We start from the raw sequence: 12029 nt of genomic DNA, 5'->3' as shown, positions 1-12029 counted from the left end.
TGCGCTGCCTTTGCCTCAAGGAATCCAGCGCTGAACCAATCGCACTGCGCGTTTCACAAGACTACTCTCAAACAGCCGCGGGGTGAAATAGGCCCCTGCCACCCGTTTGTTAACCTCACTGATGGAGGGGTAAGGCGCAACCATGGCTGCAATCTGGCTCATTTTCAGGCGGTTGGCCAGTGCAAGCGACCACAGGCTGATCAGTTCGCCCGCCTGATGGCCCGCGATGGTGGCCCCCACCGGACGGCCCTTGAAAACCATCACCTTGATGAAGCCCTCGGCTTTGCGCTCGGCAATGGCGCGGTCGTTGTGGCTGTAGTCAAACCGGGCGACCTCCAGCTTGACGCCGTAAATGTCCCGCGCCTGCGTTTCGGTCAGCCCGGCCTGCGCCAGTTCCGGGTCGGTGTAGGTGGCCCAGGGGATGTGGCTGGTCTTGGCCTTCGACGGCAGGCCGAACAGGGCAGATCGGATGATAATACTTGCCTGATAGCCCGCCACATGGGTGAACTGCAGCCCGCCGGCCACGTCGCCGATGGCATAGACCCGCTTGTTGGTGGTCCGCAGACTGCCGTCCACCTTGATACCGTTGGCCCGGGCTTCAATCCCGGCCGCCTGCAGGTTCAGCCGCTCCGTATTGGCCTTGCGTCCCACCGCCATCAGCAGATGCGTGCCCCTGAACAGGCTGCCGTCCCTGGTCTCCACCTCAATCGCGCCGGCCTGGCCGCCGATGCGCGAGACCATGGCGCCCTCCGCGATCCCGACCCCTTCAGCGCGCAAACGATTCAGCACCAGCGCCGCCGCTTCCGGGTCATCCTTGCCCAGCGCCTTCAGCCCTTCGATCACGGTGACCTTGCAGCCAAGGCGGACATGCGCCTGCGCCATTTCCATGCCGATCGGGCCGCCGCCGATGATCAGCAGATGCTCCGGCGCCTCGCGCAGGTCAAACAGGGTCTCGTTTGTTTCAAAAGGCACCTTGTCCAGCCCCGGGATCGGCGGCACCAGCGGCGATGATCCGGTGGCAATCACCACCCGCCGCGCCGTAATCCGGTGCGGACCTGCTTCGACTTCCGCCGGAGAGACGAAACGGCCGAACTCGCGGATCACCCGCACGCCAAGGCGCTCGAACCGTTCCTGGCTGTCGGCCGGGGCAATGGTGCCGATCACCGCCTGCACATGATCCTTGACCGCGGCATAATCCGGCTGCGGGCGCTGATCCGCCACCCCAAAGACTTGGGTATGCGCCTGCCTGTGCGCTGCCTTGCCGCTGGCCAGCAGCGCCTTGGAAGGCACACAGCCGTAGTTCAGGCAGTCGCCGCCCATCTTGTGGCCTTCCAGCAGAACAACCGATGCCCCCATCTGGCTGGCACCGGCGGCCACTGACAGCCCGCCCGACCCGGCGCCGATCACCAGTAGATCACATTCAATGCGGCTCATGTTCAGGTATCCTTGCTGTTTTTGCCGCGCAGGGTGCCGCGGACGGATTTGACCAGGATCGGCATTGCCGCCAGCACGCAGAGCCCCAGGATCGGCCCGATTACATGCGGCTCCCACAACAGGCTCAGATCCGGCTCGCCGCCGCGGTCGAACACCGCCCCCACACCGACCCCGATCCAGGTAAAGACGATGGCGCCCGGAATGATCCCCGCCGCCGTGGTCCACAGGAAATTGCGGAACTTCACCCCCACCAGCGCAGGCAGCAGGTTGGCCACGAAAAACGGCACCGCCGGCACCAGTCGCAGCAGCAGCAGCACCTCCACCTCATTCTCGCGCAGCGCCTGTTTCAGCATCTGCACCCGGCCTTCTGCCGCTTCCATCTTGGCGGTCAGCATTGCCCCCAGCCCCCAGCGCGCCGCCAGAAAGATGCCCGCAGCACCTATGGTGGCCGAGATCACGTTGACCGCGGTGCCCGCCACCAGCCCGAACAGGAACCCGCCGGTGACCGACGCCACCGCAGCTCCTGGCAGCGAAAACAGCACGATCGCAATATAAAGGCCCATGAACAGCGCCACGAGACCCGGATAATTCCGGTCGCGGAACGCCATCAGCGCCTCGCGGTTCTCGCGCAGCGTGTCAAAGCTCAGGTGGTCTTGCAGCGTCACCGCCCCGATCAGCGCCACCGCCGCCACGGCAATCAGCGGCAGGTGACGGGCCAGGCCTGGCTTGGCGCCCGGCTGGTCCTTCGGCCGGGAATCGGTTTTGGGTGTCTCGCTCATGTCGCTCCTACGTCCGTCTCTGTAACAATGCCTTTTTGCTACGTGTTAAATGGCCCGGGCGCGAGGCCGGGCAGCCCTGTCTCACGGCGGCTTGATCATCTCCCCCCGGATTCGTGAGGTTTGTGGCAGAATCACCGCCCCTATGTTACTTCCGCCCTGCCCGGAGGCGGTCCTGGCGCGGTTTTTGGCAGAAATGTTGCACGCCCGGGTCCCGCACCGCCATGCGTACCGGCGTTTTCTTACCCCAAAAGGTGTTTTCTCACCTCGCAGGGTTTGACTTACCCGCCGTTCCCTCCTAAAGACCGGGCTTCGAGATAGACCCCCGGGAAGGCGATTCCGCGCCCTGCCCGAAGATACAATGTGGAGACCGGAGCGATGAAACGCACCTATCAGCCTTCGAACCTGGTTCGCAAACGCCGCCACGGCTTCCGTGCGCGCATGGCCACCAAGGCAGGCCGCAAGATCCTGAATGCACGCCGCGCACGCGGTCGTAAAGAACTGAGCGCATAAGCTCAGTTCCCGCATCGACGGACATGACACCGCCGGAGACCCCCAAGGATGGCCAAGCTGCCCGCGGGGATCAGTCTCCGGCGGTGTCCGTTTGTGCATCTGGTACTGCGCCGCAGATCGAAGTCATGGCCAAGCGCCGCGACTTCCTGGCCTGCGCCCGCCCGCCCGCGCGCAAGCAGGGCACCAAGGCAATGATGCTGCAGGGCCGCGACCGCCGCGACGCTGATGGTATCCGCGTCGGCTTCACCTGCTCCAAAAAGGTCGGCAATGCAGTGGCCCGCAACCGCGCCAAGCGCCGCCTGCGCGAAGCCGCGCGGATGGTGCTGCCCAGCCATGGCCGCGCCGGTTGGGATTATGTACTGATCGGCCGCGCAATGGAGACCGCCCAGCGCCCCTTCGAGGATCTGAAGCGCGACCTGATCTACGCCCTGAGAAAGGTCCACGGCACATAAGGCATTGCGTCACGCGGCCTCTGTCCGCATTGCGCAACCGCCGCCCTGCCTCTATCTTTGCACGATGACCCTGCTGGCCCGCTTCTTTGCAATCCCCGTGCATGCCTACAGGCTGCTGTTCAGCCCCTGGGTCGGCTTCAACTGCCGCTATCAGCCCACCTGTTCTGCCTATGCTTTGGAAGCCCTGGAAAAACACGGCGCCATCCGCGGCGCCTGGCTGACCGCCCGCCGGATCGGGCGCTGCCATCCCTTCGGCGGCGACGGCTATGACCCGGTCCCCGGCAGCAAGGACTGATGCCGGGACACCTTTTTTCCTTGGCAAAACGCAATTCCTCGGCTAGGGCGCGCCCATGCTTGATGATGACCTGGACGAAATCCATCCGCTGTTTGCCGGCGCCCCCTCGACCACCGAGTTCAAGAAACTCCGCAAACGCATCGTGCGCTATGCGCGCGAGGCCATCGACCAATACGGCATGGTGGAGCGCCGCACAGACGGCAGCACCCCGAAATGGCTGGTCTGCCTGTCCGGCGGCAAGGACAGCTATACCCTGCTGGCGGTTCTGTATGAGCTGAAATGGCGCGGCCTTCTGCCGGTGGATCTTCTGGCCTGCAATCTGGATCAGGGCCAGCCGGGCTTCCCCGCCACCGTGCTGCCGGAGTTCCTGGAAAAGATGGGTGTGCCGCACCGGATCGAATATCAGGACACCTACAGCATCGTCGTCGACAAGGTGCCCGCCGGGCGCACCTATTGCGCGCTTTGTTCGCGCCTGCGCCGCGGCAACCTCTACCGCATCGCGCGCGAGGAGGGCTGTTCGGCCGTGGTGCTGGGCCATCACCGCGACGACATCCTGGAAACCTTCTTTATGAACCTGTTTCACGGCGGCCGCCTGGCGACCATGCCGCCCAAGCTGGTCAACGAAGAAGGCGACCTGTTCCTGTTCCGCCCGCTGGCCCATGTGGCCGAGGCCGACTGCGAAAAATTCGCCCGCGCGATGAATTATCCGATCATCCCCTGCGATCTCTGCGGCAGTCAGGACGGGTTGCAGCGCCAGCAGGTGAAACAGATCCTGGATCAGTGGGAATCAAACAGCCCGGGCCGCCGCCAGGTGATGTTCCGGGCGCTGATGAATGCCCGGCCCTCGCACTTGCTGGACCCGAAACTGTTCGATTTTACAGGTTTGGAACTGAAGAACCCGGATTCCCGACCGGAATTAACGGAAATTCCCGAGTTGCGTTAACTCCCGGGTTAGATCAGCACCTTAATCTCATGCCGGAATGACTGGCTGCAGACGAAAGGTCTGAGAATGACAAACACGGGATCAGGTCTCCTGGGACGGCTCCGGAAAATCCTTGCTCCGGCACTTTTCGGGCCTCCTGCGCTCGCTATCCTGCCTGCCCTGACCCTGGCCGCCTTCTGGCTTGGCGGCGAAACCGCGCTGCTATCGATGGCGCTTGGCCTGCCGGTGCTGATTGCCGTTGCCGGCGGTTTCACCAAACAAGGCGGCGGCATGGCGCGCGACAGTGTCACCGGCATGCTGCTGCGCGACGGGTTCGAGCATGAGACCGCCCGCATCTACGAGGACTGCGCGGACACCGATCTGCGCTCTGCCGTCTTCGTCCTGGAGCTCGATGACTACAAGGAACTGGCGGACCGCCACGGCCTTGAGGCCGGCGACCGTATCGTCCGGCACTGCGGCGCGCAGATTGCCTCTGTCCTGCGGCAGCACGATACCATTGCCCGGATCGGCGACAGCCGGTTTGCCATCTGCCTGGCCCCGACCCTGCAACTGGACCTGGAACTCTGCATCCAGCTGGCCGGCCGGATGCAGACCGCCGCCGAGGAACCTGTGCCGCTGGACGGCACCAGCATCTACGTCAGCTCCTCCATCGGCTTCTGCCAGCGCACCCGGGCCCCGGGAAAGACCGGTTCCGACTGGACCGGCGCCGCCGTGACCGCCCTGGCCGAGGCGCAAAGCAACGGCCCCGGCGGCATCCGCGCCTTTTCGGTGGATATGTCCAAGCGCATCGGGACCCGCTCCAACCTGCGCGAAGAAGCCGCTTCGGCGCTGGAATCCGGTCAGATTCAGGCCTGGTTCCAGCCGCAGATCTGCACCGACACCGGCCGGGTTTCCGGGTTCGAGGCGCTGGCCCGCTGGTCGCACCCGGTGCAGGGGCTGATCCCGCCGTCGGCCTTCCTGCCGGCGCTGGAAGAGGCCGGGCTGATGGACCGGCTGAGCCAGGTGATGCTTTACAATTCCCTGGTCGCCATCAAGGCCTGGGATGCGGCCGGCGTGCAGGTGCCCCGCGTCGGGGTGAACTTTGCCACCCAGGAGCTGCGCAACCCCGGCCTTGCCGGCCGAATCCAATGGGAGCTTGAACGGTTCGAGCTGCCGCCGGAGCGCCTTTGCGTGGAAATTCTGGAAACCGTGATGACCGATCAGCCCGATGGTGTGATCACCCGCAACATCCTCGCTCTCAGCGAAATGGGCTGCCACATCGACCTCGATGATTTCGGCACCGGCCATGCCTCCATCGCTGCGGTGCGCCGTTTCAATATTTCCCGCATCAAGATCGACCGCTCCTTTGTGATGAAGTCGGATCAGGATCCTGAGCAGCAGAAACTGATCTCCGCGATCCTCACCATGGCTGAACGCCTGGACCTGGAAACCCTTGCAGAAGGGGTCGAAACCGCGGGCGAACACGCGCTGCTGGCGCAGCTTGGCTGCGGCCATGTGCAGGGCTTCGGCATCGGCCGCCCGATGCCGTTCGACCAGACGCTGGACTGGATCACCGCCCATCAGGCCAAACTGCAGGACACGCCCGTGATCGGCCGCCAAACCCCCTGATTGTTCAAATCCTTCGATTTTCTGCAGCAGCAGGGCCCTATGCCGCCCCCGCGCGCCGCGATTCTGCTTGACCTTTGCGGCCCACCTCTGTTGAACCCCACGTGTCCTTCCCTACACGAGGTGGCAGTCCCCAATGGACGATCAGAACAAAAATCTAATTCTCGCAACCGTACTCAGCTTTCTGGTGATCCTGGGGTGGTACACCTTTTTCCCGCCGCCAGAGCCGGAACAGGCGCCGGAAACCGCGATCAGCAGCACCGCCCCTGCGGGAGACGCCGCGCTGGCCCCCAGCGCTTCGGCTGATGCGGTGGCAGAAACCGCCCCGGAAGGCGCCGAAGCCCCGGATGCGCCGCGCGTGGCCATCGACACCGCGCGCCTGGCCGGCAGCATCTCGCTGCAGGGCGGCCGGATCGACGATCTGTCGCTGAAAGACTACCGCGAAACGCTGGACGGGAACTCCCCGATCGTCAAATTGCTGAAACCGGTGGGCGACGCCGGTGCCTATTACGCGCTTTACGGCTGGGCGCCGGGCGCGGGTCTGTCGCTGGACGACGTGCCGGGGGCCAACACCATCTGGTCCGCCCCGGCAAACGCCGCCCTGACCGCGGACAGCCCCGTCACCCTGACCTGGGACAATGGCAAGGGCCTGACTTTCAACCGCACCATCGCGGTGGATCAGGACTACATGTTCTCGGTCACCCAATCCGTCACCAACGCCTCCGGCGGCAGCGTTTCCCTGGCGCCCTATGGCACCCTGGCCCGCCACGGCCAGCCGGCAGACCTGAAGAATTTCTTCATCCTGCACGAAGGCCTGGTCGGCATGTCGGACGGTGAGCTGGCCGAGATTGATTATGACGACATGGCTGATTTCGAGCCCGATCCCCGCGACGGCTCCAAGGCCGAGGTCCGCCAGGTCGCCGAAAACGGCTGGATCGGTTTTACCGACCACTACTGGATGTCGACGCTGATCCCCACCCCGGGCCAGGGCTTCCGTTCGATCGCCAAATTCGACGAGCGCCGCGAGATCTACCAGACCGACATCGTGCTGCCGACGGTGTCCGTGGCTGACGGCCAGTCTTCGGACGTAACCACCCAGCTGTTTGCCGGCGCCAAGGAATGGGAAGCCATCCGCGGCTACGAAAAGGCAGGCATCGCAGGCTTCCTGGACGTGATCGACTGGGGCTGGTTCTTCTTCCTGACCAAGCCGATGTTCTGGCTCTTGCACAATCTGAACGTGCTGATCGGCAACATGGGCTGGGCGATCATCGGCCTGACCGTTGTCATCAAGATCCTGGTGTTCCCGCTGGCCTATAAATCCTATGCCTCGATGGCGAAGATGAAAGAGCTGCAGCCGGAGATGGAGAAGCTCAAGGAGCGCGCCGGCGACGACCGCCAGAAGATGCAAAAGGAGATGATGGAGCTCTACAAGAAGGAAAAGGTGAACCCCGCCGCGGGCTGCCTGCCGATTCTGATCCAGATCCCGATCTTCTTCTCGCTCTACAAGGTGATCTTTGTCACCCTGGAACTGCGCCACGCGCCCTTCTTCGGCCCCTTCCAGGACCTCAGCGCGCCGGATCCGACCTCAATCATGAACCTGTTCGGGCTGCTGCCGATTGCGCCCCCCGCGCCGGAAAGCATCCTGGCGCTGGTCTTCATCGGCATCCTGCCGATCCTGCTCGGCATCTCCATGTGGCTGCAGCAGAAACTGAACCCGGCCCCCACCGATCCGACTCAGCAGATGATCTTTGCCTGGATGCCCTGGGTGTTCATGTTCATGCTCGGCGGCTTTGCCTCCGGCCTGGTGGTCTACTGGATTGCGAACAACACAATCACCTTCAGCCAGCAGTACCTGATCATGCGCAGCCACGGCTACAAGCCGGACGTGTTCGGCAACATCAAGTCGGGCTTCAAGAAGAAGCCTAAGGCAGAAAAATGATGCCAGCCACCCTTGCTGAAATCTGGCGGCACCCGATCAAAGGGATCGAGGCCGAACCACTGCAGCAGGTCCGTCTTGAAAAAGGCGGGCCTATGCCGTTGGACCGGGCCTGGGCGGTGCTGACCGGCAAGGCCGAGGACACTGGCGCCTGGCAGCATTGCCGCAATTTTGCCCGCGGCTGCTTTGGTCCTGAACTGATGGCTGTCACCGCCGAAACGGCTGAGACCGCACAGGGGCTGCGCATCACTCTGCGCCACCCCCGGCAGGATGCGATCACGCTGGATCCCGCCACGGACGGGGCACGGCTGATCGACTGGCTGACCCCCCTGTACCCCGCCGAACGCCCGCAGCCGCATACGCTGATCCAGGCCCCTGCGGGGGGCATGGCGGATGCCAGTTTCTCTGCCGTGGCAATCCTGTCGCGCAGCTCCCTGGCGGCGCTGGGGGACAAGCTGGAGCAGGATCTGGACGTGCGCCGGTTCCGCGGCAACCTGTGGCTGGACGGGCTGGCACCCTTTGCCGAATTTGACTGGGTTGGACAGGAACTGTCCCTGGGCGAGGTCCGGCTGAAGGTGGTCGACCGCATCACCCGCTGCCGCGCAACCGAGACCAACCCCGACACCGGCAGCCGCGATGCGGACACGCTGAAGGCGCTGCGCACGCATTGGGGCCACACTGATTTCGGCATCCGCGCCGAGGTTCTCAGCAGCGGTTCCGTCAAACGCGGCGACACGCTGGAGGTTCTGTAATGCAGATGCAATTTACCCTGGCCGAAGCCCCGGATGATATTTCCGCCGAAAAGGGCCGCAAGCTGTTTGCCGGCGAGACCGAATTCCTGAAAGGCGTGGTCGCGATGAACGGCCTGCCCGACGCCGACCGGCTGGAGGTCTGCTTTGCCGGCCGCTCCAATGTCGGCAAGTCAAGCCTGATCAACGCGCTGACCGGCACCAAGGGCATCGCACGGGCCTCCAACACGCCGGGCCGCACCCAGGAAATCAACTTCTTCACCCAGGGGCCCGAGCTGTATCTCGTCGACCTGCCCGGCTATGGCTACGCCAATGCGCCGCTGAAGGTGGTGGAGCAATGGCAGAAACTGCTGAAGCGCTACCTCAGCGGCCGCCAGAACCTGCGCCGCGCCTTTGTGCTGATCGACAGCCGCCATGGGGTAAAGGCAGTGGACGCAGAGATCATGAAGCTGCTGGACAGCTCTGCCGTCACCTTCCAATGCGTCATGACCAAGGCCGACAAGGTCAAGGAAAAGGACCGCGCCAAGGTGCTGGAGCAGGTCAAGGGCGCGCTGGCCAAACACCCCGCCGCCTACCCTGAGATCGTGCTGACTTCCTCCGAGAAGGGCGACGGCATCGCCACCCTGCGCACGATCATCGCCGGGCTCTAAAACAATGCTGCGCCGCCTGCCCTCCCTGCTGGTTGTGATTGCCCTGGCCGTGGCCGGGCTGATCCCGTCCGGCTGGATGCCGGCATCGGCGCAGGACGGCAAGGTGCTGCTGGTGATCTGCACCGGCACCGGCCCGGTGGAAACCTGGGTTGATCTGGACGGCGGGGTTGACCACGTCCCCACGGAGCAGATGGAGGACCGCAGCTGCCCCTTTGCCGCGCTTGCCGCGGTGGCGCTGCTGCCGGACCATCTGATCGATCTGGGTTTGAACGCCCCGCTGGAAGACCGCTGGTCGCGCGAGACGTTCACCCATCACAGCGCCGGTTTCCACTGGCGCTATGACGCCCGCGGCCCGCCCGCGCTCTCCTGATTTTCTGAACAAACCTGAAAATTTTTGCCGGCGCCCTGCGCGCCCGGCCCTGTTCCGATATGGAGAGACCCAATGGCGACCAGCCAACCGCAATCCGCGGGCCAATCGCGCCCGCTGTCCGAGAAATTCTACTTCGCCGCCTGGCGCTGGCACTTCTATGCCGGCCTGTTTGTGGTGCCGTTCCTGATCATGCTGGCGGTGACCGGCCTGATGATGATGTTCATCACCCAGTTCGATGGCCGCGACGGCGAGACAATCACCGTTGCCCAAGGCCCTGCCGAGCTGAGCATCGCAGACCAATCCGCCGCCGTTCTGGCCGCCCAGCCCGGCACCATCGCCGAATGGATCGGCCCCAAGGCGCCGGATCTGGCCGCGGTGTTCCGTGTGAAAACCGATGACGGCCAGCGTCTGGTGGCACTGGACCAATACACTGGCGAGGTGATCAAGGTCTGGGACCGCCGCGCAGGCTGGTATGATCTGGCCGACAACATCCACTCCACCCTCTTGATCGGCGACACCGGCGACCGGCTGATCGAGATTGCCGCCGGCCTTGGCATCGTGCTGGTTCTGACCGGGCTCTACCTGTGGTGGCCGCGCGGCAATGCCGCCAGCGCCTTTATCCCGAACTTCCGCGCCCGCGGCCGCGCCCTGTGGAAGAACCTGCACGCGGTGACCGGCTTCTGGATGTCGGCGCTCTTGGTGGTGTTCCTGATCTCCGGCCTCTCGTGGACCGGAATCTGGGGCGCTCAGCTGGTGCAGGCCTGGAGCACCTTCCCGGCGGCGAAATGGGACAATGTGCCCCTGTCGGACGACATTCACGCCAGCATGAACCACGGGTCCACCAATGACGTGCCCTGGGCGCTGGAACAGACCCCGATGCCCGCTTCCGGGTCTGAGGCCGGGATCACCGGGGTGCCGCAAGGCCAGGCGGTGGACGCGGGCAGCGTTATCGCCCTGGGCCGCACGCTGGGGATGGAAGGCCGCTTCCGCCTCGCCTATCCCGGCGGCGAAAATGGCGTCTGGACCATCAACCGCGACAGCATGAGCGGCGACGGCGATGACCCGTTCCTCGACCGCACCATCCACGTGGACCAGTACAGCGGCAAGATCCTTGCCGATGTGAAATACCAGGACTACTCCCTGGCCGGCAAGGCGATGGCTGTCGGCATTCCCTTCCACATGGGTCTGATGGGCACCTGGAGCTTTGTGCTGAACGTGGTGTTCTGCCTGGCGGTGATCTTTGTCTGCGTCTCCGGCCTGGTGATGTGGATGAAGCGCCGCCCGGCCGGGGCCAGCCGCCTCGCCGCACCGCCGGAACCGGCCGGGATGCCGTTCTGGAAAGGCGCCGCGCTGATCGCCGTTCTGGTCTCGCTTGCCTTCCCGCTGACCGGTCTGGTGCTGCTGGCGGTGCTGGCGGTTGACGTGCTGCTGCTGGGCAATCTGCCGGTGCTGAAACGCGCGGTGAGCTGACCGCGCTCAGGGGCGCAGGCCTTAGACGTGCTGCGCCCCGTTCACCTCGATCTCGGTGCCGGAGATATAGGAGCTTTCCTGGGAGCACAGGAAATAGATCGCCGAGGCCACCTCCTCGGGCTGGCCCAGCCGCTGCATTGGCAGCTTTTCGACGATCTTGTCGGTGCCGGGCGACAGAATCGCGGTTTCCACCTCTCCCGGCGCAATCGCATTGACCCGCACCCCCATGGGGCCGAAATCATGCGCCATTTCCCGCGTCAGCGCCGCCAGTGCCGCCTTGGAGGTGGCATAGGCCGCCCCGGCAAAAGGATGCACCCGGCTGCCCGCAATCGAGGTCACATTGACCACCGATCCCTTGGCCGCCGCCAGCTCATCCTTCAGCCCGCGCGCCAGCACCACCGAGGCAAAGAAGTTCACATGGAACACCTTGCCCCAGTCCATCAGATCGGTGTCCAGCGTGCTCAGCCGCTCCCCCTCCGGCCCTTTCGGCGAAATCCCGGCATTGTTGACCAGCGCATCCAGCTTTCCGTCCAGCAGCTCCTGGATCTGGCCCACCGCGTTGATCGTGTCGGAAGGATCCGACAGGTCCAGCTGCACATGGTTTTCCCGGCCGCCGCCCCAGGGGCATTCCGCAGGGAACGGCTGCCGCGAACAGGTGATCACCCGCCACCCTTCGGCGTTGAAACGGCGCACCGTGGCATGGCCGATTCCGCGGCTGGCGCCGGTCAATAGCAGGGTCTTCTGACGCATCTGATGATCCTCACAGGAGATTTTCAGGCTGACCCTACCACCGGCACAGGCAACCGCAATGGCATCCTGCAGGCTGCGCCGCCCGG

13 protein-coding genes are annotated in these 12029 nt (G+C 64.4%); 10 read left to right on the top strand and 3 right to left on the bottom strand.

The genetic code is table 11. The features are described from left to right. Positions 1-15: 15 nt before the first annotated feature. Together AC0KW6_RS04890 and AC0KW6_RS04885 are read right to left on the bottom strand one after the other, a co-directional pair. Positions 16-1434 (bottom strand): dihydrolipoyl dehydrogenase family protein, encoded by a 1419-nt coding sequence (locus tag AC0KW6_RS04890; protein ID WP_474034262.1) that lies wholly within the window; start codon positions 1432-1434, stop codon positions 16-18. 2 nt (positions 1435-1436) lie between these two features. Then, positions 1437-2213, bottom strand: a complete 777-nt coding sequence (locus AC0KW6_RS04885; protein ID WP_323778326.1) for a TVP38/TMEM64 family protein — start codon at positions 2211-2213, stop codon at positions 1437-1439. A gap of 375 nt (positions 2214-2588) precedes the next feature. On the opposite strand from AC0KW6_RS04885, the gene rpmH reads away from it, so the two are divergent. The 10 genes from rpmH to AC0KW6_RS04835 all read left to right on the top strand — a co-directional run bounded on the left by rpmH (position 2589) and on the right by AC0KW6_RS04835 (position 11193). Continuing rightward, the gene (rpmH, locus tag AC0KW6_RS04880; RefSeq protein ID WP_008554144.1) at positions 2589-2723 is read left to right on the top strand and encodes a 50S ribosomal protein L34; all 135 of its coding nucleotides are present in this window, start codon (positions 2589-2591) and stop codon (positions 2721-2723) included. 23 nt (positions 2724-2746) lie between these two features. Beyond that, positions 2747-3175 carry a ribonuclease P protein component gene (rnpA, locus tag AC0KW6_RS04875; RefSeq protein WP_323778336.1) on the top strand — a complete coding sequence of 143 codons (429 nt, stop codon included), beginning with the start codon at positions 2747-2749 and terminating at the stop codon, positions 3173-3175. A gap of 64 nt (positions 3176-3239) precedes the next feature. Next, entirely contained in the window at positions 3240-3470 is a 231-nt protein-coding gene (gene yidD / locus AC0KW6_RS04870) for a membrane protein insertion efficiency factor YidD (protein WP_323778338.1), read from the top strand. 55 nt (positions 3471-3525) lie between these two features. Next, positions 3526-4413, top strand: coding sequence for a tRNA 2-thiocytidine(32) synthetase TtcA (gene ttcA / locus AC0KW6_RS04865; protein ID WP_323778340.1), 888 nt, complete (start codon positions 3526-3528; stop codon positions 4411-4413). A 66-nt stretch (positions 4414-4479) separates the two neighbouring features. Then, positions 4480-6021 (top strand): putative bifunctional diguanylate cyclase/phosphodiesterase, encoded by a 1542-nt coding sequence (locus tag AC0KW6_RS04860; RefSeq protein ID WP_323778342.1) that lies wholly within the window; start codon positions 4480-4482, stop codon positions 6019-6021. Between the two features lie 133 nt (positions 6022-6154). After that, complete coding sequence (gene yidC, locus AC0KW6_RS04855; RefSeq protein WP_323778344.1) at positions 6155-7957, top strand: membrane protein insertase YidC; 1803 nt, start codon at positions 6155-6157, stop codon at positions 7955-7957. After that, the gene (locus tag AC0KW6_RS04850) at positions 7957-8706 is read left to right on the top strand and encodes an MOSC domain-containing protein (RefSeq protein ID WP_474034259.1); all 750 of its coding nucleotides are present in this window, start codon (positions 7957-7959) and stop codon (positions 8704-8706) included. The genes yidC and AC0KW6_RS04850 overlap by 1 nt, the downstream gene beginning before the upstream one ends. Beyond that, a complete protein-coding gene (yihA, locus tag AC0KW6_RS04845) occupies positions 8706-9353 on the top strand; it encodes a ribosome biogenesis GTP-binding protein YihA/YsxC (protein WP_474034258.1) in 648 nt (215 codons plus the stop codon). The genes AC0KW6_RS04850 and yihA overlap by 1 nt, the downstream gene beginning before the upstream one ends. Positions 9354-9357: 4 nt before the next feature. Beyond that, positions 9358-9723, top strand: a complete 366-nt coding sequence (locus AC0KW6_RS04840; RefSeq protein ID WP_474034257.1) for a DUF2946 family protein — start codon at positions 9358-9360, stop codon at positions 9721-9723. 72 nt (positions 9724-9795) lie between these two features. Further along, complete coding sequence (locus AC0KW6_RS04835) at positions 9796-11193, top strand: PepSY-associated TM helix domain-containing protein (RefSeq protein WP_474034256.1); 1398 nt, start codon at positions 9796-9798, stop codon at positions 11191-11193. Positions 11194-11214: 21 nt separating this feature from the next. On the opposite strand, the gene AC0KW6_RS04830 is transcribed toward AC0KW6_RS04835, so the two are convergent. After that, positions 11215-11943, bottom strand: coding sequence for an SDR family NAD(P)-dependent oxidoreductase (locus AC0KW6_RS04830; protein ID WP_323775778.1), 729 nt, complete (start codon positions 11941-11943; stop codon positions 11215-11217). Positions 11944-12029: the final 86 nt, after the last annotated feature.

It is taken from the genome of Leisingera sp. SA215 (assembly GCF_055902035.1).
Note: the sequence above shows the minus strand (reverse complement) of the source record. Positions and strands in the feature narration are given on the sequence as shown.